At 77.6% G+C, this 23,624-nt stretch carries 19 protein-coding genes, 2 pseudogenes and 1 riboswitch; of the genes and pseudogenes, 15 read left to right on the top strand and 6 right to left on the bottom strand.

The features are described 5' to 3' along the window. The 3 genes from ACZ6PY_RS17090 to ACZ6PY_RS17080 all read right to left on the bottom strand — a co-directional run bounded on the left by ACZ6PY_RS17090 (position 1) and on the right by ACZ6PY_RS17080 (position 2,544). Positions 1–345, bottom strand: coding sequence for a hypothetical protein (locus tag ACZ6PY_RS17090; RefSeq protein WP_091258907.1), 345 nt, complete (start codon positions 343–345; stop codon positions 1–3). Positions 346–456: 111 nt separating this feature from the next. Further along, positions 457–1,266, bottom strand: coding sequence for an LppM family (lipo)protein (locus ACZ6PY_RS17085; RefSeq protein ID WP_466073173.1), 810 nt, complete (start codon positions 1,264–1,266; stop codon positions 457–459). A gap of 123 nt (positions 1,267–1,389) precedes the next feature. Further along, complete coding sequence (locus tag ACZ6PY_RS17080) at positions 1,390–2,544, bottom strand: FAD-dependent oxidoreductase (RefSeq protein ID WP_466073171.1); 1,155 nt, start codon at positions 2,542–2,544, stop codon at positions 1,390–1,392. A 72-nt stretch (positions 2,545–2,616) separates the two neighbouring features. On the opposite strand from ACZ6PY_RS17080, the gene ACZ6PY_RS17075 reads away from it, so the two are divergent. Both ACZ6PY_RS17075 and ACZ6PY_RS17070 read left to right on the top strand, forming a co-directional pair. After that, positions 2,617–3,240, top strand: coding sequence for a TetR/AcrR family transcriptional regulator (locus tag ACZ6PY_RS17075; RefSeq protein ID WP_466073169.1), 624 nt, complete (start codon positions 2,617–2,619; stop codon positions 3,238–3,240). A 118-nt stretch (positions 3,241–3,358) separates the two neighbouring features. After that, positions 3,359–4,534 (top strand): FUSC family protein, encoded by a 1,176-nt coding sequence (locus ACZ6PY_RS17070; RefSeq protein WP_466073167.1) that lies wholly within the window; start codon positions 3,359–3,361, stop codon positions 4,532–4,534. 7 nt (positions 4,535–4,541) lie between these two features. On the opposite strand, the gene ACZ6PY_RS17065 is transcribed toward ACZ6PY_RS17070, so the two are convergent. Further along, positions 4,542–5,237, bottom strand: coding sequence for an alpha/beta hydrolase (locus ACZ6PY_RS17065; RefSeq protein ID WP_466073165.1), 696 nt, complete (start codon positions 5,235–5,237; stop codon positions 4,542–4,544). Positions 5,238–5,305: 68 nt separating this feature from the next. Then, positions 5,306–6,295 carry a LacI family DNA-binding transcriptional regulator gene (locus tag ACZ6PY_RS17060; RefSeq protein WP_466073163.1) on the bottom strand — a complete coding sequence of 330 codons (990 nt, stop codon included), beginning with the start codon at positions 6,293–6,295 and terminating at the stop codon, positions 5,306–5,308. Positions 6,296–6,440: 145 nt separating this feature from the next. Between ACZ6PY_RS17060 and ACZ6PY_RS17055 the strand changes: the two genes are divergently transcribed. After that, positions 6,441–7,658, top strand: coding sequence for an MFS transporter (locus ACZ6PY_RS17055; RefSeq protein WP_466073161.1), 1,218 nt, complete (start codon positions 6,441–6,443; stop codon positions 7,656–7,658). A gap of 107 nt (positions 7,659–7,765) precedes the next feature. After that, positions 7,766–8,098 carry a hypothetical protein gene (locus ACZ6PY_RS17050; RefSeq protein ID WP_262285659.1) on the top strand — a complete coding sequence of 111 codons (333 nt, stop codon included), beginning with the start codon at positions 7,766–7,768 and terminating at the stop codon, positions 8,096–8,098. Between the two features lie 12 nt (positions 8,099–8,110). On the opposite strand, the gene ACZ6PY_RS17045 is transcribed toward ACZ6PY_RS17050, so the two are convergent. Beyond that, positions 8,111–8,821, bottom strand: coding sequence for an MBL fold metallo-hydrolase (locus ACZ6PY_RS17045; RefSeq protein WP_466073159.1), 711 nt, complete (start codon positions 8,819–8,821; stop codon positions 8,111–8,113). A gap of 297 nt (positions 8,822–9,118) precedes the next feature. After that, positions 9,119–9,248, top strand: a riboswitch (cobalamin riboswitch). Positions 9,249–9,293: 45 nt separating this feature from the next. On the opposite strand from ACZ6PY_RS17045, the gene ACZ6PY_RS17040 reads away from it, so the two are divergent. The 11 genes and pseudogenes from ACZ6PY_RS17040 to ACZ6PY_RS16990 form a co-directional block, all read left to right on the top strand. Next, positions 9,294–9,428: a hypothetical protein gene (locus ACZ6PY_RS17040; protein ID WP_466073157.1), complete on the top strand. Its 135-nt coding sequence runs from the start codon at positions 9,294–9,296 to the stop codon at positions 9,426–9,428. Between the two features lie 152 nt (positions 9,429–9,580). Further along, positions 9,581–13,249, top strand: a complete 3,669-nt coding sequence (gene cobN / locus ACZ6PY_RS17035; RefSeq protein ID WP_466073155.1) for a cobaltochelatase subunit CobN — start codon at positions 9,581–9,583, stop codon at positions 13,247–13,249. A gap of 55 nt (positions 13,250–13,304) precedes the next feature. Continuing rightward, positions 13,305–15,718: pseudogene (locus ACZ6PY_RS17030) on the top strand (VWA domain-containing protein). Next, entirely contained in the window at positions 15,718–16,329 is a 612-nt protein-coding gene (cobO, locus tag ACZ6PY_RS17025; protein ID WP_466073153.1) for a cob(I)yrinic acid a,c-diamide adenosyltransferase, read from the top strand. Before ACZ6PY_RS17030 ends, cobO begins: the two are co-directional and overlap by 1 nt. Beyond that, positions 16,323–17,678, top strand: a complete 1,356-nt coding sequence (locus ACZ6PY_RS17020; RefSeq protein WP_466073151.1) for a cobyrinate a,c-diamide synthase — start codon at positions 16,323–16,325, stop codon at positions 17,676–17,678. The genes cobO and ACZ6PY_RS17020 overlap by 7 nt, the downstream gene beginning before the upstream one ends. Continuing rightward, positions 17,675–18,433, top strand: coding sequence for a precorrin-2 C(20)-methyltransferase (cobI, locus tag ACZ6PY_RS17015; RefSeq protein WP_466073149.1), 759 nt, complete (start codon positions 17,675–17,677; stop codon positions 18,431–18,433). The genes ACZ6PY_RS17020 and cobI overlap by 4 nt, the downstream gene beginning before the upstream one ends. Beyond that, complete coding sequence (gene cobM / locus ACZ6PY_RS17010; protein ID WP_466073147.1) at positions 18,430–19,269, top strand: precorrin-4 C(11)-methyltransferase; 840 nt, start codon at positions 18,430–18,432, stop codon at positions 19,267–19,269. The genes cobI and cobM overlap by 4 nt, the downstream gene beginning before the upstream one ends. Further along, positions 19,266–20,411 (top strand): cobalt-precorrin-5B (C(1))-methyltransferase, encoded by a 1,146-nt coding sequence (locus tag ACZ6PY_RS17005; RefSeq protein WP_466073145.1) that lies wholly within the window; start codon positions 19,266–19,268, stop codon positions 20,409–20,411. Before cobM ends, ACZ6PY_RS17005 begins: the two co-directional genes overlap by 4 nt. Then, complete coding sequence (cbiE, locus tag ACZ6PY_RS17000) at positions 20,399–21,613, top strand: precorrin-6y C5,15-methyltransferase (decarboxylating) subunit CbiE (protein ID WP_466073143.1); 1,215 nt, start codon at positions 20,399–20,401, stop codon at positions 21,611–21,613. Before ACZ6PY_RS17005 ends, cbiE begins: the two co-directional genes overlap by 13 nt. Before the next feature lie 38 nt (positions 21,614–21,651). Further along, complete coding sequence (cobJ, locus tag ACZ6PY_RS16995; RefSeq protein ID WP_466073569.1) at positions 21,652–23,460, top strand: precorrin-3B C(17)-methyltransferase; 1,809 nt, start codon at positions 21,652–21,654, stop codon at positions 23,458–23,460. Beyond that, positions 23,448–23,606 (top strand): annotated as a pseudogene (locus tag ACZ6PY_RS16990) (4Fe-4S binding protein); the annotation flags it as partial. The gene cobJ and the pseudogene ACZ6PY_RS16990, both read left to right, overlap by 13 nt. Positions 23,607–23,624 lie beyond the last annotated feature (18 nt).

The raw sequence follows: 23,624 nt of genomic DNA, 5'->3' as shown, positions 1-23,624 counted from the left end.
TCAGACCCAGGAGCGGATGTAGCGGGGCTCGCGACCCTGCGCGAGCTGGGTCGGCGACGCGTTCGTCGCCTGCCGGTTGCCGGGCGGCAGCTGGTTGATGCCGAGGGCGGCGGAGAAGATGACCAGCCCGTTGAAGAACGCGATGATCCACTTTTCCGGTCCCGCGTCGTCGGCGAAGGCGGCCGTCAGGTACGACAGGACGAGCGCGAAGCCCAGGGCGATCCACTTGCGCGCCTTGTCGCCGCTCGGCCCGATGAGGCCGCCGATGACGTTGGTGGCGAGCAGGGTGGCGGCGCTGGCGCCGGTGAGGCTGCCCAGGGCGGCCCAGGTGAAGAGATCGTTCACGGCGATCCCCCTCTTCGGTTGGTGCGGTGGTGCGGTCGGGGTGGGTGGTGCGGCGGCCCCCGGCTGGTGCGGATCCGGGTGCCGCCCGGGTGGTGGCGGCGCCGCGCCCGCTCAGGCCGGCCGGTCGGCCGGGGGAGTGGGCGCGGGGGTGGGTGCGGCCGGCGCGGCGGCGACCGGGCCGCGCGGGCGGCGGAGCAGGAGGACGACGACCACGGCGACCAGCAGCAGCACGACCACCCCGCCGACGACCAGCAGCCAGGGGAACCCGCCGCCGGCGGCCGCGGCGGCGGCCGAGGTGACCGGGGCGGAGGGTCGTGCCGGGGCCTCGGCCACGGCACGCAGTTCGGCCGGCTTGGTTTGGTTGGCGACCACCTTCCAGCTCACCGACCGGCCGTTGATCGTGCCGTTGGTGTCCAGCACCCGGCCGGGGAAGGTCACCGAGATCTCGAAGGACATCAAGGTCATGAAAGCCTGCTGGTTCCGCGGATCCTGTTCGGCGACCTTTCCGCCGTATTTCTTGGGATCGAGCGGGAGCGAGAAGCGATAGAGATCGCCGTCCCGGGCGAGATTCAGACTCTCGCTGGTGAATTGCGACAACGGCGTTTTCCGGTATGCGATCTGAATGCCGTAGTAGTTGGCGTCCTCATATCGCGTCTCGGCGCCGGCGGGGAGGGTGGGAATGTTCTGCCGCAGCTCGGCGAAGGCCGCCGCGACGTCGGGGTTCCGCCGCTTGAGCACGGACTTCTCGGCGGTGAGCAGGAGTTGGCCGGTGACCGTGTCGTCGGGGTCGACGGTCAGCCCCAGATTGAGCTGCATGCAGCCGCTCAGTGCCGCCACGAGGGCGAGACACACCGCGAGGCGGAATGCCCTGCTGCGGCCGAGTCCCGTATTCATGGGCACAGTGTGTGTGACCGCCGTCACGTCTCGCAGTCAGCGATCAGTCACCGGTTTGTCGCCGATCTTACCGGTCCGCTCTCCCATTCGGACGACCCGGAAAACGCGCCCGATCGATATTCTGGAGGATTGCGCTGCGCGCAATTTCGTTCATCCCGGCGGCCGCCAGTCGGCGTACCGGGCCGCGGCGCGCAGTGCCGCCCTCGCCGGGGTCAGCCGGAGCACGCCGTCGCGCAGGGCGACGGCCGCGGGGTGGCGCAACTGCTGGCCGTACCGCGCGGCGCGGGCGGAGGCCCGGGCGATCGCCTGGCTGCGGGGCCGCCGCTGCCGGTCGTACGCGGCCAGCGCGCCGGCCAGGTCGTCCGTTCTGCCGGCGCAGGCCGCGCCGAGCACCACGGCGTCCTCGATCGCCTGCCCCGCGCCCTGCCCCAGGTGCGGCGTCATGGCGTGCGCCGCGTCACCGAGCAGCGCCACCCGGCCCCGGACGTACGACGGCAGCGGGGTCGCCAGGTGGAACAGGTCGGTCCGGAGCACCGCCTCGGGCGGCGTGGCCGCCAGCAGCTCCGGGATCGGCTCGTGCCAGCCGCCGAAGCGGTCCCGGACGGCCGCCAGCTCGTCCGGCTCGTGACCGCCCCGCGGGGCCGTCTCCGCCGCGTACCAGTAGAGCCCTCCGTCGCCGAGCGGGACGGTGCCGAACTCCCGGCCCGGCCCCCAGGTGACGGCCGTCGCCACCGGCGCGGTCCAGCGGATCGCCGCCCGCCAGGCCGTCGAACCGGAGTACGCCGGGGCCGGCAGGTCCGGCCAGAGCCGCTGGCGCAGCACGCTGTGCAGCCCGTCGGCCCCGACCACGAGGTCTGCCCGCAGCGTGGTCGGCGTGCCGTTCCGCCGGTACGTCACGGCGGGCAGGTCGGCGTCGACGTCGACCACCTCGGCCCCGGTGACCAGTGTGGAGGCCGGCAGGGCCGCGCGGAGCAGCCGATGCAGCGCGGTCCGGTGGATCCCGAGCGCCGCGGTGCCGAGCGTCCGTTCCAGCGCGGCCCCGTCGATCCGGGACAGCCACCGGCCGTCGCTGGTCCGCAGGCCGCCCGGCGAGTCCGGCACGCCCTGCCGGCGGATCGTGTCGCCCACGCCGAGCGCGTCCAGCCCGCGCAGCGCGTTGGCCATGAGGGTCAGGCCGGTGCCCAGTTCGCGTGGCGCGGCGGCGCGTTCCAGCACCGTCACCCGCCAGCCCCGGCGGTGCAGGGCCAGCGCCGCGGCGAGCCCGCCGATGCCGGCGCCGACGACTGTCGCGTGCGGCTCGCCCATGGCCGACCACCCCTTCTACGCCTGTAGAAGGTCATACTACATCCGTAGAACGTCGGTGTGGAGGGGGCGACAGTGAGTGGACGGGCGGCCCGGGTGGCCCGGCTGGCCGACGCGGCGGTGGAACTGCTGGCCGAGGGCGGCATGCGGGGCCTGACCCACCGGGCCGTCGACGCGCGCGCCGGGATGCCGCCGGGCACCACCTCGGCGTACCTGCGGACCCGGCAGGCGCTGATCGAGGCCGTGGTCCAGCGCCTGGCCGACCTCGACCGGGCCGACCTGGCGGCCCGCGAGCTGCCCACCGCACCACCACCCGCCGCCGCGCCGCTCGGGCCGGACGCGCTCGACCAGCTCGCCGCCGGGGTGGCCGACGTGCTCGACCGCTGGCTGACCACCGGGCGCAGCCGGACCCTCGCCCGGTACGCCTGCCTCCTGGAGGCGGTGCACCGGCCCGAGCTGCGCCGGATCCTGGAGCACGGCACAGCGCTCCGCGTCCAGGCCCGGGACCTGCTGGCCCGCGCCGGCGCGCCGGATCCGCGCCGGCAGGGCGACCAGCTCGTCGCGTTCATCGACGGGCTGCTCTTCGACCGCCTGGTCGGCGCCGGGGCGCTCAGCGCGCCGCCGCCCGGCACCCCGGCCAGCCGGGAGGACCTCCGGGCCGGCGTGCGGACCCTGCTGCGGGCGTTCACCGGGGCCTGACCGGCCGGGTCGGGCCCCGGCCGTGACCGCGGCCACCGGTTCGGGGTGGCGCCCACCGCTGCCGACCGGGGCGACCAGGCCGCAGGATGGGTGGGCGGGCGCGACAGGAAGGCAGGCCATGGCGGGGTGGAGCGCGGTCCGGCTACGACGGCGCGGCGGGCCGGACGCCCCGCCGCGGCCCGCAGCGGCCGTCCGGGAGGCGGCCGGGCGGCTGCGGCGCGGCTGGCTGCCGGTGGTCGAGGCCACCCTGGCGGCCACCGTGGCGTGGATCCTCGCCACCCGGCTGGTCGGCCACACGCAGCCGTTCTTCGCCCCGGCCGCCGCGCTGATCGTGCTCGGCCAGGCGCGCGGCCAGCGGATGCGCCGGGCCGTCGAGGTGGTGCTCGGCGTCGCGGCCGGCGTGCTCGTCGCCGACCTGGTGGTGCAGGCCCTCGGCCCCCGGAGCACCTGGACGGTGCTCACCGTCATCCTGCTCACCGTGGCCCTGGCGGTGGCCGTCGGGGCCAGCTCGGTCACCGTGGTCCAGGCGGCCGTCTCGGCGCTCTACCTGGTGGTGGTCTCCCCGCCGACCGAGTCGCTCGTGCCGTTCCGGTTCGTCGACGCGCTGATCGGCGGCGCGGTGGCCGTGGTGGCCAGCCAGCTCGTCGACGCCCGCCGGCCGCTCGCCCCGCTGGTCAGCGAGTTCCGGCACACGTTCGCCGAGCTGGCCGGGGTGCTCGACGAGATCGCCGACGCGCTCGACCGGGGTGACGACGCGGCGGCGCTTGCCGCGCTGGAGCGGGCCCGGCACGCCGACGCCGGGGTGGAGCGGCTGCGCGGCGCCGTGCGGGCCGCCGGCGAGGCGCTGCGGCTCAACGTGCGCCGCCGCCGGCACCTGGGCCGGCTGCGCTCGGTGGAGGGCTCCATCCGGCAGATCGACTACGCGGTCCGCAACGTCCGGGTGCTCGCCCGCGCCGCGGTCACCCTGACCCGGGGGTCGGCGCCGGTCCCGGCGGAGCTGGGCGGCGCCGTGCGGACCCTCGCCGAGGCGGTGCGCTCGGCCGGTGACGCGCTCGCCGCCGACCTGACCGGGCAGGACGGCGTCGCCGACGCCCACGCCGAGCGGGTCGAGGTCGCCGCGCTGGAGGCGGTCCGGGCCGCCGGCCGGCTCTTCACCCCCGGCGAGACGCTGCCGCTCGCCATGATCATCGGGCAGGTCCGGGCCACCGCGATCGACCTGCTGCGGGGCGTGGGCGACGACGACGCGACGGTGCTCGCCCGGGTCGACGCGGCGGTCACCGGGCCGGGGCACTGACGCCGGCTCACCCCACCAGCCAGTCCACCGCCCGCCGCCGGATCTCCGCCGGCACCTCGTGCCCGCCCGCGAACTCGGCGTACTCGGCCGGGTAGCCGAGGCTGTGCAGGCGGGGCACCAGCCGCCGGCTGCACACGTCGACCGGCAGGACCCGGTCGTCGGTGCCGTGCGAGACGAACAACCGGGGCCGGCCGTGGGTGACCAGCGGCGCGGCGAAGCCGGGGGAGAAGGCCACCACGGCGTCGACCAGGTCGCCGTTGGTCAGGCCCAGGGAGAGGGCGTACGAGGCGCCGTCGGAGAAGCCGCCCGCGGTCACCCCGGCCACCGGATACGCGCGGAACGTCGCGGCCAGCAGCGCGTCGATCCGGGCCACGTCCGGGCCGTACCCGGCGGCGATCAAATCCCAGGTGCTGGCGAGCGCCTGCGGGGCGAGCAGCAGCAGCCGGTGCGCGTCGGCCAGCGGCAGCAGCAGGTCGAGGCCCTGCCGGGCCGAACCGCCCGCGCCGTGCAGCAGCAGCACCAGCCGGTACGGCCCCTCGCCGCCGGCCGGCACGTGGCGCAGCGCGGGCGGCCCGCCGGCCGGATCGGTGACCTCGGCCGGACCCGTCGGGCCGGGCGCGGCCACGGTGGTGGGGCGGGCGGTCAGCCGGCCGTGCCGGTACCCCTCCTCGGGCTGCCGGTGCGGCGGCGCTGGTTCGGTCACCTCGCCCCCCTGTCGTCGGTCGGGTCGCGCGGCGGATACCCGGCTGCCGGCGGCTCAACCACCGACGCTCAGGCGCTCTCGCGCGCCACCAGCGTCGAGGGGAACGCGGTCACCGGCGGCACCGGACGGCCGTCCAGGACCGCGGTCGCGGCCGCGGTGGCGATCCGCGCCACCGGGTGGGTGGCGGTGGTCAGCGCCGGGCTGCTCACCGCCGCGTACGGGATGTCGTCGAACCCGGCCACCGCCACGTCGTGCGGCACCCCGATCCCGCGCCCGCGCAGCGCGGCGATCGCGCCCAGCGCGGTGGCGTCGCTGGCCGCGTAGATCGCGTCGGTGTCCGGCCAGCGGGTCAGCGCCTCCAGCGCCGCCCGGCCGCCCCGCGCCGCGGTGAAGTCGCCGGTGACCAGGCGCACCGGAAGCCCGGCCGCCCGCATGAGCCGCTGGTACGCGGTCACCGAGCGCTCGGCGCAGCTCAGCCAGCGCGGGCCGGTGATCATGGCGATCCGGCGGCGCCCCCCGGCGTGCAGGTGGCGCAGCACGGCGTCGGCGCCGCCCGCGTTGTCCACGTCGAAGGAGGGGACCGCCGGGGAGCCCGTGCCGATCGAGACGACCCGCCCGCGCAGGCCGGCGGGCACCGCGTCGAGCACCGGCGCGGTGGTGTTGACCAGCAGCACCCCGCAGACGCTCCGGTCGTCGCCGAGCCGGCGCAGCCCGGCCGGAGCGTCCAGCGGCAGCCACTCCAGGGCGACGCCCACCCCGTGCGGGGCGCACACCCGGGCGGCCGCGCCCACCAGCCGGTCCACGTACGGGTCGTCCAGCACGGTGGCGTCGGTGCCGGAGACCGCCACGACGAGACGCACGCCGGCGCCCCGGACCAGGGCCCGGGCCGTGGTGTTGGGCACGTAGCCGAGCCGGTCGGCGGCGGCGCGGACCCGCTCCCGGGCGTCCACCGAGGCGAACCCGTAGCCGCCGAGCACCCGGGACGCGGTGGCCCGGGAGACCCCGGCCGCACGGGCCACGTCGTCGAGGGTCGCCGGGCGGGTGGTCGGCGTCTGCATGTCTGGTCCTCCCCGTGCTGGCCGTTCTGTCGGCATCATGCCCCGCCGGGGCCGGCCGGGGTAAGGGGTGGGAGCGTTTGTGGTGGTAGCGCTCTCAGGTGTGCGATGGTCGTCGGACCAACCTGGGGGAGAGGACGACACCACGGTGAGCAGCACCATCGACGCGCCGGCCGACGCCGGCGCCACGACACCGCGGGCGGTCCTGGCCGCCCGCAACGGCGTGGCGGTCGTGTTCGCCCTCAACGGGCTGGCGGTGGCGACCTGGTTCGCCCGGGTGCCCGCGATCCGCGAGTCGCTCGGCCTCAGCGCCGGGCGGCTCGGCCTGCTGCTGCTGGCCATGTCGGCCGGCGCGCTGGTCGCCATGTCCACCGCCGGCCTGGTCACCCTGCGGCTCGGCCCGGCCCGCACTGTGGCGGGCTCGACCGTGCTGGTCGCGCTCGGCCTGACGGCCGCCGGCCTCTCCGCCAGCCTCGCCGGCTCGCTGGTCGGCGTGGTGGTCGGGCTCTTCGCCGTGGGGTACGGCTCCGGCGCCTGCGACGTGGCCATGAACGTCGAGGGCGCGGCCGTGGAGAAGCGGCTCGGCCGGACGATCATGCCCCGGTTCCACGCCGCCTGGAGTCTCGGCTCGGTCGCCGGGGCCGGGCTGGGCGCCGGGGCGGCCCGGCTGGGCGTACCGGTCGGCTGGCACCTGCCCGTGATCGCGGTGGTGGTCCTGGCCGGCACGCTGCTCGCCGCCCGGGCCTTCCTGCCGGCGCCGGCCGAGACGACCGGCCCGGCCGAGCCGGCCGCGCACCGGCGCGCGCTGCTCGCCACCTGGCGGGAGCCGCGCACCCTGCTCATCGGCCTGTTCGTGCTGGTGATGGCGTTCACCGAGGGCAGCGCGAACGACTGGCTGGCGGTGGCCTTCGTCGACGGGTACGGGGTGAGCGAGGCGGCCGGCGCCGCCGTCTTCGGGGTCTTCGTGGTCGGCATGACCCTCGGCCGGACCGCTGGCACCGTGGCGATCGACCGGTGGGGTCGGGTGCCGGTGCTGTTCGGCACCATCGCGCTGGCCGCCGCCGGGGCCACCTGCGCCGTGCTGGCCGGCTCCGGGCCGCTCGCCGTGGCCGGTGTGGCGCTGTGGGGCGTGGGGGCGTCGCTGGGCTTCCCGGTCGGGATGAGCGCCGCCGCCGACGACGAGGACCGGGCGCCGACCCGGGTCAGCGTGGTCGCCATGATCGGCTACACCGCGTTCCTCGCCGGCCCGCCGCTGCTCGGCTTCCTCGGCGACCATCTGGGCATCCTCGACGCCCTCGGCCTGGTCCCGCTGCTCCTGCTGCCCACCCTCGCCCTGGTCCCGGTCCTGCGCCCGCCGGCCCGCTGACCGGCGGCCCGGCACGCCCACCGGCTCAGCGGACTTCCACCCGGCTTCCAGCCCGTTGCCAGGTACGGGTGCTGCACTGGGTGGGACGCCGAGGAGAGGAGGCGGGCATGGGCTGGTTCACCCGACGGGCCGCCGACCCGACGACCCCGACGAAGCTCGACCGCGAGGCGAACCGGGACGACCTGGCCGCGCTGGAGGCGTTCGTGACCAGCCGGCGCGGGGTGGAGTTCTACCTGGAGCCGGAGACCACCGCCACGGACACGACGGTGGTGGCCGTCGCCCACGACGGTGAGTGGATCCGGCGTCGCACCGGCACGCCCCGGGCCGCCGGGAAGATCGCCCAGAAGCACGCGGTGCCGCTCTACGAGGCCGCCCGCACCGGCTACCCGGAACGGATGCGCGCCTGGAACCGGGCCCACCCGGAGCGGCGCGCCCGCTGACCCCGGCGTGGCTCAGCCGGCGCCGGCCAGCGCGGCCCGCGCCTCGGCCGGCCGCAGCGGTTCCTCGTGGGCCGAGACGTACCAGGCGAGGTCGTCGTCGAGCAGGCTTGCCGCGAGGGCCAGGTCCGGCCCGTCCTCGGGCGTCCGCAGGTGCGCGGGCGGCGGGTACCAGCAGTCGCCCACCAGCAGCACCCTGGAGTCCGGCACCCGCACCACCGCGGAGTCCGGGGCGTGCCGGCCCCCGACGTGCCGGACCCGGACCCCGGTGGGCAGCGTCACCTCGTCGGTGAAGGTGCGGGTCGGTGGCAGGATGGCGAAGCCGTCCCAGGACTCGACCGCCCGGGCCCGGGCCTGGAAGCTGGGGCCGAGCCGGGGGTTCGCCCGGACCTGCTCGTCCAGGTAGTCGTGGCTCCACGGCCGGGCCGCCTCGGCGCGCAGCAGGGCCACCGCCGACTCGTGCCCGACGATCTCCACCTCCGGCCAGGCGCAGGCGCCCCAGACGTGGTCCCAGTGGTGGTGGGTGTAGACCAGCCAGCGCGCCTCCGGCAGCCCGGCCGCCGCCAGCGCGGCCCGGATCTCCCGGGCGTGGGCGGGGCTCTGCCCCGCGTCGACGATCACACTTCCGCGGTCGTCGGCGACCACCGCCACGGTCGGCCGGACCGCGCGCGGGTCGGGATCGCCGGGGAACAACCAGACCCGACCGTCGAGGTGTCGCAGGTCCACCGGCAATTCCTCCCCGCTCATCCACTGTCGACCGGGATGCTATCCGCCGGTTGCGGCCCCGGGCCGCCCCGGCTGCGGCGACGCGACCGGACGGGGGTGGACGACGACCGCCCGGGAATGCCGGCCACGGGCCGGGGAAATGGCGCCGCCGCCATTGATGCACGTCATTTAACTCGGGCCGCAGGATGCCGCCGCGTGATCGACCGTCCCGGATGCCGGGGGCCGGGTGGAGGCCGGGAGACCCGGCGTTGACCCGCGTCGGGAGGCTGTGGCAGCATTCGCGGCCTGACGGCAGTGAAGGAAGCCGGTGCGATTCCGGCGCGGTCCCGCCACTGTCACCGGGGAGCGATCCCCCCTCGCGAGTCACGGCCGTGCGTGCACGGTTGGAAGGCCGGGGGTGAGCGTCGATCCGGAAGCCAGGATACTTCGGCCGTCGGAGAGCCCCAGGGCGTGGACACCCGAGGAGGACCCGATGCACGGCATTTCCGCCATCGACGACGATCGTCGTTTCCGGCCGGCGCGCACCGACGCGCCGCTGACCGCTCACCCCGCCGCCCCGCAGGCCGCCGTGCCGCGCGCCGGGCGGGCCCGCGCCGTCCGCCGCTGACCGTCCCGCCGGGTACCGCACCCGGCCGGGCGCCCCTGCCGACCCGTCGTCGGTGAGCCGTCCGCCGGACCCGCGTACCCGCCGAACCCGCACCCACCCCCGCCCGCCGCCGGCCCCGCCGTGCCGCCGGGCGTCACGCTCCGGAGCTGTCCGTGCGCATCCTGCTGCTCTCCACCGCCGACACCGACCTGCTCGCCGCCCGCGCGAGCCGCGCCGACTACCGGCTGGCCAACCCCGCCCGGGTCGCCGCCGACGCCGTGCCCGCGCTGCTCGACGGCGTCGACCTGGCCGTCGTACGCCTGCTCGGTGGCCGGCAGGCGTGGCCGGACGGCCTCGCCGCGGTGCTCGGCTCCGGCGTGCCCACGGTCGTGCTGGGCGGCGAGGCGGTGCCCGACGCGGAGCTCATGGCGGCGTCCACCGTGGCCGCCGGGGTGGCCGCCGAGGCGCTCGCCTACCTGGTCGAGGGCGGCCCCGAGAACCTCGCCGAGCTGGCCCGGTTCCTCTCCGACACGGTGCTGCTGACCGGTGAGGGTTTCGCCCCGCCCGCGCCCACCCCGCCACACGGGATCCTCGGCGCCGACCCGGCGCCCGACGGCCGGCCGGTCGTCGGCATCGTCTTCTACCGGGCGCACGCCCTCGCCGGGAACACCGCCTTTGTCGAGACCCTCGCCGACGCGGTCACCGCGGCCGGCGGGCAGCCGCTGCCGGTGTTCTGCGGCTCGCTGCGCGGGCTCGCGCCGGGCGCGGGTCCGCTCGACCTCTTCGCGCGGTGCGACGCCCTGGTGGTGACGGTGCTCGCGGCCGGCGGGACGGTCGCCGCGGACGCCTCCGGGGGCGGTGACGAGGACGCCTGGGACGTCGGCGCGCTCGCCGCCCTGGACGTGCCGATCGTCCAGGCGCTCTGCCTGACCAGCGACCGCGACCGGTGGGCGGCCAGCGACGCCGGACTGTCCCCGCTGGACGCCGCCATGCAGGTGGCCATCCCCGAGTTCGACGGCCGGATCGTCACGGTGCCGTTCTCGTTCAAGCGGATCGACGCCGACGGCCTCTCGGTCTACGAACCCGACCCGGAGCGGGCCGCCCGGGTCGCGGGCATCGCCGTCCGGCAGGCGCGGCTGCGGCACGTGCCCCACGCCGACAAGCGCCTGGCCGTCGTGCTCAGCTCGTACCCGACGAAGCACTCCCGGGTCGGCAACGCCGTCGGCCTGGACACCCCGGCCTCCGCGGTCCGGCTGCTCGCCGCCCTGGCCGAGGCCGGCTACCACCTGGGCGACGCTCCCGTGCCGGACGACGGGGACGCGCTGATCCACGCCCTCATCGCCGCCGGCGGGCACGACGTCGAGTGGCTCACCCCCGAACAGCTCGCCGCCGCGCAGGCGCGGGTGCCGGGGGAGACCTACCGGCGCTGGTTCGCCGCGGTCCCCGCCCCGCTGCGCGAGCGGATGCGCGAGCACTGGGGCGAGCCGCCCGGCCGGCTCTACACCGATAGCGGCGACCTCGTCCTCGCCGGGCTGCGCTTCGGCAACGTGGCGCTGCTCATCCAGCCGCCCCGCGGCTTCGGCGAGAACCCCGTGGCCATCTACCACGACCCGGACCTGCCGCCCAGCCACCACTACCTGGCCGCGTACCGGTGGCTGGCCGCGCCGGTCGCCGACGGCGGCTTCGGCGCGGACGCCGTGGTCCACCTCGGCAAGCACGGCACCCTGGAATGGCTGCCCGGCAAGGGCCTCGGGCTGGCCGCCGACTGCGCCCCCGACGCGGTCCTCGGTGACCTGCCGCTGGTCTACCCGTTCATCGTCAACGACCCCGGCGAGGGCACCCAGGCCAAGCGCCGCGCGCACGCCGTGGTGGTCGACCACCTGGTGCCGCCGATGGCCCGCGCCGAGACGTACGGCGACCTGGCGAAACTCGAACAGCTCCTCGACGAGTACGCCACCGTGCAGGCCCTCGACCCGGCCAAGGCGCCCACCGTGCAGCGGCAGATCTGGGACCTCGTCCGCGCCGCCGAGCTGCACCACGACCTGCACCAGGCGGAGATGCCCGGCGCGGACGACTTCGACGACTTCGTGCTGCACCTCGACGGCTACCTCTGCGAGGTCAAGGACGTGCAGATCCGCGACGGCCTGCACATCCTCGCCGAGGCGCCCGCCGGGGAGGCCCGGGTCAACCTGGTCCTCGCCGTGCTGCGCGCCCCGCAGGTCTGGGGCGGCGCCCGCGTGCTGCCCGGGCTGCGCCAGGCCCTCGCCGCGCACGCCGGCCTGGACGAGGCGGAGCTGCTCGCCGCGCCCGGCGCGCGGATCGCCGTGCCGGCGGCGCTCACCGAGGCCGTCGACGGGCCGGCCGCCACCGCCGCCGACGCGGTCGACCTCATCGAGGCCCTGGCCCGCCGGCTCGTGCTCGGCATGGAGACCCTCGGCTGGGACGCCACCAAGGCCGGCGCGGTGGTCGAGGAGGTGGTCGGCGGGCCGGTGCCCGAGGCCGCCGAGGTGCTCGACTTCGCCGCCCGCGAGGTGGTGCCCCGGCTGGACCGGACCACCGACGAGATCGGCCGGGTGCTCGGCGCGCTCGACGGCCGGTTCGTGCCGCCCGGCCCCTCCGGCTCGCCCACCCGGGGGCTGGTCAACGTGCTCCCCACCGGCCGCAACTTCTACTCCGTCGACCCGAAGGCCATCCCCAGCCGCAACGCCTGGGACGTCGGGGTCGCCCTCGCCGACTCGCTCCTGGCCCGGCACCTCGCCGACACCGGGGCGTACCCGCGCTCGGTCGGGCTCACCGTCTGGGGCACCAGCGCCATGCGCACGCAGGGCGACGACATCGCCGAGGTGCTGGCGCTGCTCGGCGTCCGTCCGGTGTGGGACGACCGGTCCCGCCGCGTCACCGGCGTCGAGGTGGTGCCGCTGCCCGAACTGGGCCGCCCCCGGGTCGACGTCACGGTCCGCATCTCCGGCTTCTTCCGCGACGCCTTCCCGCACGTGGTGACCCTCATCGACGACGCCGTCCGGCAGGTCGCCGCGCTCGACGAGCCGGCCGCCGGGAACTACGTGAAGGCGCACGTCGACGCGGACGTCGCCGAGCACGGCGACGCGCGCCGGGCCACCGCCCGCATCTTCGGCTCCAAGCCGGGGGCGTACGGGGCGGGCCTGCTGCCCCTCATCGACGCCCGGAACTGGCGCACCGACGCCGACCTGGCCGAGGTGTACGCCGTCTGGGGCGGCTACGCGTACGGGCCGGGGCTGGACGGGAGGGAGGCGCGCGCCGACATGGAACGCTCCTTCGCCCGGATCGCCGTCGCCGTGAAGAACCAGGACACCCGCGAGCACGACATCGTCGACTCCGACGACTACTTCCAGTACCACGGCGGGATGGTGGCCATGGTCCGCCACCTCACCGGCGGCTCCCCGGCCGCGTACGTGGGCGACTCGGCCATGCCGCACGACGTCCGCACCCGCACCCTCGGCGAGGAGACCCGCCGGGTGTTCCGGGCGCGGGTGGTCAACCCGCGGTGGATCGCCGCCATGCGCCGGCACGGCTACAAGGGCGCCTTCGAGCTGGCCGCCACCGTGGACTACCTGTTCGGCTACGACGCCACCGCCGGGGTCGTCGACGACTGGATGTACGAGCGGCTCGCCGAGGCGTACCTGTTCGACCCGGAGACCCGGGAGTTCCTGGAGCGGTCCAACCCGTGGGCGCTGCGCGGCATCGCCGAACGGCTGCTGGAGGCCGCCGACCGCGGACTGTGGGCCGCCCCCGAGCCGGTCACCCTCGACCGGCTGCACGAGACGTACCTGGCCAGCGAGGGCGACCTGGAGGACCGGCAGTGAGCGCGAGGAGTGAGCCGGGTCTGCGAGCCCCGCAGTCGCGAACGAAGGAGTCGCAGTGAGCGCGAGGAGTGAGCCGGGTCTGCGAGCCCCGCAGTCGCGAACGAAGGAGTCGCAATGACGAGTTATCCGTTCAGTGCGGTGCTCGGGATGGACGAGATGCGGCTCGCGCTGCTGCTGAACGCGGTCAGCCCGGCCATCGGCGGGGTGTTGGTCCGGGGCGAGAAGGGCACCGCCAAGTCCACGGCCGTGCGCGCGCTCGCCGGGCTGCTGCCCCCGGTCGACCGGGTCGCCGCCTGCCGTTTCGCCTGCGACCCGGCCGCCCCCGATCCGGGCTGCCCGGACGGGCCGCATCCGGCCGGGTCGGCCGCCGAGCGCCGCCCCGCCCGCCTGGTCGAGCTGCCGGTGGGCGCCGCCGAGGACCGGGTGGTCGGCTCGCTCGACCTGGAGAAGGCCCTCGCCGAGGGGGTACGCGCCTACGAGCCCGGCCTGCTCGCCGCCGCCCACCGCGGGGTGCTCTACGTCGACGAGGTCAACCTGCTCCACGACCACCTGGTCGACCTGCTCCTGGACGCCGCGGCGATGGGCCGCTGCCACGTCGAGCGGGAGGGCGTGTCGGTCAGCCACGCCGCCCGGTTCCTGCTGGTCGGCACCATGAACCCGGAGGAGGGGGAGCTGCGCCCGCAGCTGCTCGACCGGTTCGGGCTCACCGTCGAGGTGGCCGCCAGCCGCGACCCCGCCGTACGCGCCGAGGTGGTCCGCCGCCGCCTCGCCGCCGACGCCGACCCGGCCGGTTTCGCCGCCGGCTGGGCCGGGGCGGACGCCGAGGTGGCCCGCCGGGTGGCCGCCGCCCGGCGCCGGCTGCCCGGGGTGGCGCTGCCCGACGCGGCGCTGCGGCAGATCGCCGAGGTCTGCGCCGCGTTCGACGTGGACGGCATGCGCGCCGACATCGTCACGGCCCGCACCGCCGTGGCGCACGCCGCCTGGCAGGGCCGGGAGCGGGTGGCCGCCGAGGACGTCCGGGTCGCCGCCCGCCTGGCCCTGCCGCACCGCCGCCGCCGGGACCCGTTCGACACCCCGGGGCTGGACGAGCAGCGCCTGGACGAGGCGCTGCGCCGCGCCCGCGAGCAGCATCCCGACGACGACCCCGACGGCGGCCCGGACGGTGGGCCCGGCGGTGGACCCGGGCCGAACGGCGGTCCCGGGGACCCGGCCGGCGGGCCGGGCGGCACGGGGGCGGACCCCGACGGTCCCGGCCGGCCGGCCCGCGGGACGGGCGGCGCCGGTGGCCGGGACCGGTCCGGGGCGTCCGACGACGCCGGGCGGCCCGGGCCGCCGGACGACGGGCGCGGTGGGGCCGGCCGCGACGGCCGCTGGCCGGCCAACGGCCGCGCCGACGGAACGGGCCGGGACGACCGGTCGGGCGACGCCGACGGGCCGGGCCGGGACGACCGGTTCGCCGGCGACCGCGCCGACGGGACGGGCCACGACGGCCCTGCGGCCGGCTCGGATCCGTCCGGGCACCCGGACGTCGACGGCAGCGGCGGCGACGACGCCGACGGCGCGCCGCCCGGTGGCGGCCACCGGGGGCGGCCGCACGCCCGACGGTTCCGCCCCGGCGGCCGGCCGGGGGACCCGGACCACGCGGAGGGAGGGACCGTGGCCGTACCCGACGGGGGGCTGCGCGCCCGGCTGCTCACCGCGCCCGGCGTGGGCGAGGGCGTGCCCGGCCGGCGTTCCCGGGCCCGCACCGGGCGGGGCCGCACCACCGGCGCCCGGGTGCCCACCGGTCGGGCCGCGGCGCTGCACCTCCCGGCCACCGTCCGGGCCGCCGCCCCGCACCAGGCCGCCCGCGGCCGGGCCGGCGGGCCGCTGCGGCTGCGCCCGTCCGACGTGCGCGAGGCGGTCCGCGAGGGACGCGAGGGCAACCTCGTCCTCTTCGTGGTCGACGCCAGCGGGTCGATGGGGGCCCACCGCCGGATGTCCGCCGTCAAGGGCGCCGTGCTGGCCCTGCTCGCCGACGCGTACCAGCGGCGGGACAAGGTGGCCGTGGTCGCCTTCCGGGGCGCCGGGGCGCAGACTCTCCTGCCGGCCACCTCCTCGGTGCTCGCCGCCTCGGTCCGGCTGGCCGAGCTGCCCACCGGCGGGCGTACCCCCCTCGCGGAGGGGCTGCTGGCCGCGGCCGACCTGCTCCGGGTGGAGCGGCTGCGCGACCCGAGGCGCCGCCCCCTGGTGCTGGTGGTCACCGACGGCCGTGCCACCGCCGGGCCCCGCCCGCTCGACCGGGCCGCCCGCGCCGCCGCCGTGCTCGCCGCGACCGGCGCGCCCTGTGTCGTCGTCGACTGCGAGTCCGGCCCGGTCCGCCTGCAGCTGGCCCGCCGGCTCGCCGCCCAACTGCACGCCCCGCACCACCACCTCGCCGACGTGGCCAGTGACCCGCTCGTCGGCCTCACCACGAGGAGCGCCGCCTGATGCCGCAGGGGAAGCCGACGCACGTGCCCGCCGACGGGCTGACCACCCGGCAGCGGCGCCACCGGCCGCTGCTGATCGTTCACACCGGACAGATGAAGGGGAAGTCGACAGCCGCGTTCGGGCTGGCGCTGCGCGCCTGGACGGCCGGGCTGCCGATCGGCGTCTTCCAGTTCGTCAAGAGCGCCAAGTGGCGGGTGGGGGAGGAGAACGCCTTCCGGGCCCTCGGCGAGGTGCACGGGAGCACCGGGCAGGGCGCCCCGGTGACCTGGCACAAGATGGGCGAGGGCTGGTCCTGGATCCAGCGCGGCGGGGCGGCCGACCACGCCGAGGACGCCCGCGAGGGCTGGCGGCAGATCCAGCGCGACCTGGCCGCCGAGCGCTACGGGCTCTACGTGCTCGACGAGTTCACGTACCCGATGAAGTGGGGCTGGGTCGACGTGGACGAGGTGGTCGCCACCCTGCGCGACCGGCCCGGCTTCCAGCACGTGGTGATCACCGGACGGGACGCGGACCCGCGGCTGGTCGAGGCGGCCGACCTGGTCGCCGAGCTGACCAAGGTCAAGCACCCGATGGACGCCGGTCAGAAGGGCCAGAAGGGCATCGAATGGTGACGCCCTGGGCGCTGCCCCGGCTGGTCGTCGCCGCCCCGGCCAGCGGGCACGGCAAGACCACCGTGGCCACCGGGCTGCTCGCCGCGCTGCGCCGCCGCGGCCTGGCGGTCAGCCCGCACAAGGTCGGCCCCGACTACATCGACCCCGGCTACCACGCGCTCGCCGCCGGCCGCCCCGGCCGCAACCTCGACCCGTGGCTGGTCGGCCCGGAGCGGATCGCCCCGCTGCTGCGCCACGGCGCCGGCGTGCCCACCCCGGCCGACGTGGCCGTGGTGGAGGGGGTGATGGGGCTGCACGACGGCGCGGTCGGCCACGGCGGGTACGCCTCCACGGCGCACGTGGCCCGGCTCATCGAGGCGCCGGTGCTGCTGGTGCTCGACACCACGGCGCAGGGCCGGTCCGCCGCCGCGCTGGTGCTCGGCATGCGCGCGTTCGACCCGGTCGTCCGCATCGGCGGGGTGGTCCTCAACCGGGTCGGCTCGCCCCGGCACGAGACGCTGCTGCGCGACGCGCTCGCCGAGATCGACGTGCCGGTGCTCGGCGCGGTGACCCGGGCCGGCGAGGTGGCCGCGCCGTCCCGCCACCTCGGGCTGGTGCCGGTCGCCGAACGCGCGCCCGAGTCGGTCGCCGTGGTGGCCGCCCTCGCCGACCTGGTCGAGTCCACCGTGGACCTCGACGCCGTGCTGGCGCTGGCCCGCACCGCGCCGCCGCTCACCGCGCCCGCCTGGGACCCGGCCGCCGCGGTCGGCGGTCCCGCCGGCACCGCCCGCCCGGTCGTCGCGGTGGCCGGCGGGGCGGCGTTCACCTTCTCGTACGCGGAGACCGCCGAGCTGCTCACCGCGGCCGGCGCGGAGGTGGTGACCCTCGACCCGCTGCGCGACGAGGCCCTGCCGCCCGGCACCCGGGCCGTGGTGATCGGCGGCGGCTTCCCCGAGCTGCACGCCGACGCCCTGGCCGGCAACACCGCGCTCCGCGCCGAGCTGGCCGGTTTCGACGGCCCGGTGGTCGCCGAGTGCGCGGGGCTGCTCTACCTCGGCCGGTCCCTCGACGGGGTGCCGATGTGCGGGCGGCTCGACCTCACCGCCCGGATGACCGGCCGGCTCGCCCTCGGCTACCGCGACGCGGTGGCCGCCGCCGACTCCCCGGCGCACCGCGCCGGCGACCCGGTACGCGGGCACGAGTTCCACCGCACCGTCACCGACCCCGGGCACGGCGACCGCCCCGCCTGGCACTGGGACGGCGCCCCGCACGGCTTCGTGGCCGGCCGGGTGCACGCGTCCTACCTGCACACCCACTGGGCCGGGCACCCGGCGGCGGCCCGCCGGCTGGTCGAGGCGGCGAGCCGGTGACCCCGCCCGCCGCCGTGCTGACCGGGATCGGGGTCGGACCCGGCGACCCGGAACTGCTGACGCTCAGGGCGGCGCGGCTGCTGGGCGAGGCCGACCTGGTGTTCGTACCCGTGCTGGACCGGCTCGCCGCGGACCCGGACGCGCCCGCCGGGCGGGCCGAGACCACCGTGCGGGCGCACGTGCCCGCGGACCGGCTGCGCCGGCTGCCGTTCGCCCTGGACGACCGGGGCGGGGTGACCGCCCGCCGGGAGCGGGCCTGGGACGCCGCGGCGGCGGCCGTCGTGGCCGCCGTCGACGCCGGCGCCCGGTCGGTCGCCTTCGCCACCATCGGCGACCCCAACGTCTACTCGACCTTCGGCTACCTGGCCGAGGGTGTCCGGGCCCGGCGACCGGGGGTCGCGGTGCGGACCGTGCCCGGCATCACCGCCATGCAGGACCTGGCCGCCCGCGCCGGGGTGGCCCTCTGCGAGGGCCGGGAACCGCTCACCCTGCTGCCCGCCACGGCCGGCCTCACGCCGGTCGCCGACGCGCTCGCCGGCCCCGGGACCGTCGTCGTCTACAAGGGCTGGCGCCGCCACCCCGACCTGGTCGACGAGCTGCGCCGGCAGGGCCGCCTGGCCGACGCCGTGCTGGGCCGGTCGCTGGGCCTGCCCGGCGAGCGGATCGGGCCGGTGGATCCCACCGCCGGCGACCTGCCCTACCTGTCGACGCTGCTGGTCCCGGCCCGCCGGGACGGCCGGGGAGGAAAACTGTGACCACCACCGGCAAGGTCTGGTTCGTCGGGGCCGGCCCCGGCGCGGCCGACCTGCTCACCCTGCGTGCCGCCCGGGTCATCGCCGAGGCCGACGTGGTGATCTGGGCGGCCAGCCTCGTGCACGCCGACGTGCTGGCCCACGCCCGCCCGGACGCCGAGATCGTCGACTCCTCCCAGCTGTCCATCGAGGGCGTCCGGCCACTGTACGAGCGGGCCGCCGCCGACGGGCTGACCGTGGCCCGGATCCACTCCGGCGACCCGGCCCTGTGGGGCGCCGTGCAGGAACAGCTCGACAGGTGCCGCGACCTCGGCCTGGCCGTCGAGGTGGTGCCCGGGGTGTCCTCGTTCACCGCGGTCGCCGCGCTGGTCGGCCGGGAGCTGACCATCCCCGAGGTGGCCCAGTCGGTGATCCTCACCCGCCTGGAGGGCGGCAAGACCCCGATGCCACCCGGCGAGCGGGTCCGCGAGTTCGCCCGGCACGGCACCACCATGGCGCTGTTCCTCTCCGCCGCCCGCTCCGGGCAGGCCCAGGCGGAACTGCTGGCCGGTGGCTACCCGCCGGAGACGCCGGTGGTGGTCGCGTACCAGGCGACCTGGCCGGACGAGCTGGTCGTCCGGTGCACGCTGGGCGAGCTGGAGGCCACCGTGAAGGCGCACCGGCTGTGGAAGCACACCCTGTTCCTCGTCGGGCCGGCGCTCGCCGCCACCGGTACCCGCTCGCACCTCTACCACCCGGGGCACTTCCACACCTACCGGCGGGCCGAGCCGGGCGCCCGCGCCGCGCTGCGCCGTGCCCGCGCCGAGCGGCCCGGCGATCCGGCCGGGGACGGCCGGTGACGTACGCCGAGCCGCCGCTGCGCGAGCCGGACCTGCCGCGCACGGCGAAGGTCCGGCCCACCGCGCTGCGTACCGGCTGGACCACCGGCGCGTGCGCCACGGCGGCGACCAAGGCGGCGCTGACCGCGCTGGTCACCGGCGAGCCGCAGCGCCAGGTGGAGATCGGCCTGCCGGCCGGCCGGCGGGTCACCTTCGCGGTGGCCCGCTGCGACCTCGACCCGTCCCGCCGGGCCGAGGCCGTCGTGGTCAAGGACGCCGGCGACGACCCCGACGTCACCCACGGCGCCGAGCTGACCGCCACGGTCACCTGGCGGGACGAGCCGGGGCTGCGCCTCGACGGCGGGCCGGGCGTCGGCACGGTCACCCGGCCGGGGCTCGGCCTGGCGGTGGGCGGCCCGGCCATCAACGAGACCCCGCGCCGCATGATCGGCCAGGCCGTCGCCGAGGTGGTCGACCTCGGCGAGACCGGCGTCCGCGTGGTGATCAGCGTGCCGCGCGGCGAGATCATGGCCCGCAAGACCACCAACCGGCGGCTCGGCATCCTCGGCGGCATCTCCATCCTCGGCACCACCGGAATCGTCCGGCCGTTCTCCACCGCCTCCTGGCGGGCCAGCGTGGTGCAGGCCGTGCACGTGATGGCCGCCCAGGGGGAGCGGACCGTCGTGCTCTGCACCGGCGGGCGGACCGAGCGGGCGGCCCGGGCGCTGCTGCCGGAGCTGCCCGAGGTGTGCTTCGTCGAGGTCGGCGACTTCACCGGCGCGGCCGTCACGGCCGCCGTCGGCGACGGGATGACCGGGGTGGTCTTCGTCGGCATGGCCGGGAAGCTGGCCAAGCTCGCCGCCGGCATCCTCATGACCCACTACACCCGGTCCAAGGTGGACCTGTCGCTGCTCGGCGCGGTCACCGCCGAGGCCGGCGGCGACCCGGACCTGGTCGCCGCCGTCACCGCGGCCAACACCGGCCGGCACGCCTACGAGCTGTGGGCGGCCGCCGGGCTGCTCGGCCCGGCCGGGGACCTGCTCTGCCACCGGGTCCGGCAGGTGCTGCGCCGGTTCGCCGGTCACGCGGTCGGCGTCGACGTGGCCATGGTGGACTTCGCCGGCGAGCGGGTGGTCGCCTCCTCCGGGCGGTGGGCCGCGTGACCACGACCGTGCTCGTGGCGGGGATCGACGTCGCCGGCCGTCCGGCGCACCCCGCGCTCGTCGAGGCGCTGGCCGGCGCCGGGCTGGTCGTCGGCGCGGCCCGGCACCTGGCCGCGGTGCCCGTGCCGCCCGGCTGCCCCACCGTCGTCCTCGGCCCGCTCGCACCCGCCCTGGACCGGCTCGCCGCCGCCGTCGCCGCCGGCACGCCCGCGGTGGTGCTGGCCAGCGGCGACCCCGGCCTGTTCGGCATCGTCCGCCGGCTCCGGGCCGCCGGGCTGCCGCTGCGGGTGTTGCCGGCCGTCTCCAGCGTGGCCGCCGCGTTCGCCCGCGCCGGGCTGCCCTGGGACGGCGCCGCCGTGGTCACCGCGCACGGCCGGGACCCGCGCCCCGCGCTCAACGCCTGCCGGGCGCTGCCCGCCGTCGCGGTGCTCACCGCCCCCGGCGCGGGCGCGGCCGAGCTGGGCGCCGGCCTGGCCGGCTGGAACCGCCGCCTGGTCGTCGCCGAGCACCTCGGCACCCCCGACGAGCGGGTCACCTGGACCACCCCGGCCGGCGCCGCCGCGACGGCCTGGGCCGACCCGCACGTCGTGCTCAGCCTCGCCCCGGAGACCGCGCCGGCCGCGATGCGCGTCGACGACCAGCCCGCCGCCGCGCCGGCCGGGGGGTGGGCGCTGCCCGAGTCCGCGTACGCCCACCGGGACTCGATGATCACCAAGCCCGAGGTCCGGGCCCTCGTGGTGGCCCGGCTGCGGCCCCGCCTGGGCCGGCTCGTCTGGGACGTCGGCGCGGGCAGCGGCTCGGTCGGCATCGAGTGCGCGCTGCTCGGCGCGGCGGTGCTCGCCGTCGAACGCGACCCGGACGCGCCGATCCGGGCCAACGCCGCCCGGCACGGTGTCGACGTCCGGGTGGTGACCGGCACGGCCCCGGCGGCCCTGGCCGGGCTGCCCGACCCGGACGCGGTCTTCGTGGGCGGGGGCGGCGTGGACGTGCTCGCCGCGGTGGCCGACCGCCGCCCGCCCCGGGTGGTGGTCACCCTGGCCGCCCTCGACCGGGTCGCGCCCGCCGTGCACCTGCTGCGCGCCGCCGGCTACGCGGTCGACGGCTGCCAGCTCGCCGCCGCCCGCCTCGCCGACCTGCCCGGCGGCTCGCTGCGCCTGGCCGCCACCAACCCGGTCGTCGTCCTCACCGCGGACCACCGATGACCGTCCACCCGGAGGAACCCGTGACCACACCCTCGGACCTGCCCACAGGGGACACCCGCGCCACCGGAGGCGTCGACACCGAGCCGCTCCCTGTCGGGCTCGTGGCGGCGACCGCCGCCGGGCGGCGGCACGCGCGTACCGTCGCCGCGGCGTGGCCGCACGCCCGGCTCGTGGAGGCGGACAGCGTCGCCGACGCGCTGCGGGCCGCCTGGCGGGAGTGCGACGCGGTGGTCGCCTTCCTGGCCACCGGCGCGGTGGTCCGCATCCTCGCCCCGCTGCTCGGTGACAAGCACACCGACCCGGCCGTGGTGGTCGTGGACGAGGCCGCCCGGCACGCCGTGGCCCTGCTCGGCGGGCACGCCGGCGGCGCCAACGACCTCGCCGGCGAGGTGGGCGCGCTGCTCGACGCCCGGCCGGTGGTCACCACCGCCACAGACGCGGTCGACCTCCCCGGGCTGGACACCCTCGGCTGGCCGGTGGAGGGCGCGGTGGCCGCGGTGTCCCGGGCGCTCCTCGACGGCGAGCCGGTCCGGCTGGTCGCCGACGCCACCTGGCCGCTGCCGGCCCTGCCGGAGCACGTGCACGTCGAGGTCACACCCCCGCCGGCGGGCGGAGGCACGCCGGACACCACCGGGACGCCGACCGTGCGAGCGGCCGCCGCCGGGAGCGGCGCGAGCACGGGCGGCTGGCGGATCCTGATCACCGACCGGGTCGTGCCGCTCGACGGGCGGACCGTGGTGCTCCGGCCGCCGTCCCTGGTCGCCGGGGTCGGATCCAGCCGGGGTGTGCCCGCCGCCGAGGTGACCGACCTGCTGCGCCGGGCGCTCGCCGACGCCGGCCTCAGCCCGGCCAGCCTGCGCTGCCTGGCCAGTGTGGACCTCAAGGCCGACGAGGCGGGCATCCGGGCGGCCGCCGAGGCGTACGGCGTACCCCTGGAGACGTGGCCCGCCGCGGACCTGGCGGCGGTCGACGTGCCGCACCCCAGCGAGGTGGTCCGCGCCGCGGTCGGCACGCCGAGCGTCGCGGAGGCCGCGGCGCTGCGCGGCGGCGGCACGCTGCTGGTGCCGAAGACCGCCTCGGCGATGGCCACCGTCGCGGTGGCCCGGCACGCCCCGCGCGGCCGGCTCGCGCTTGTCGGCCTCGGCCCGGGCGCGGCCGACCTGCGCACCCCGCGGGCGGCGGCCGAGCTGCGCCGGGCCGCCGTGGTGGTGGGCCTGGACCAGTACGTCGACCAGGTCCGTGACCTGCTCCGCCCCGGCACCCGGGTGCTGGCCAGCGGGCTCGGCGCGGAGGAGGCGCGGGCCCGGGCCGCGGTCGCCGAGGCCACCGCCGGCCACGCGGTCGCCCTGGTCGGCTCCGGCGACGCCGGGGTGTACGCGATGGCCAGCCCCGCCCTGGAGTACGCCGACGACCGCATCGACGTGGTCGGCGTGCCCGGGGTGACCGCCGGGCTCGCCGCGTCCGCGCTGCTCGGCGCGCCGCTGGGACACGACCACGTCTACCTGAGCCTGTCCGACCTGCACACCCCGTGGGAGGTGATCGCGGGCCGGGTCGCCGCCGCGGCCGGGGCCGACCTGGTGGCGCTGCTCTACAACCCGCGCAGCCGCACCCGTGACTGGCAGCTCGGCGCGGCACTGGACGCCTTCGCGGCGCACCGCCCGCCGGACACCCCGGTCGGCGTGGTGCGCAACGCCAGCCGCCCCGGCGAGCGGGTGCACCTGGCCACCCTGGCCACCCTCGACCCGGCCCTTGTCGACATGTACAGCGTGGTGGTGGTCGGCAGCTCGCAGACGCGGGTGGTCGCCGGCCGGATGGTGACGCCCCGGGGGTACCGGTGGCGGTCGTGACCATCGGCGCCTGCCAGGGCTGCGGCGCCTGCCTGCTCACCTGCCCGACGCACGCCATCCGCCCCACCCCCGCCGGCCTGCGCGTCACCGACCGCTGCACCGGCTGCCTCGAATGCCTGGAGATCTGCCCCGTGGACGCGATCCGCGTCGACCCCGAACCCCGA

Source organism: Micromonospora sp. NPDC048907 (assembly GCF_055586885.1).
The sequence above is the reverse complement of the archived record's forward strand: the minus strand, read 5'-3'. Positions and strand labels throughout refer to the sequence as shown.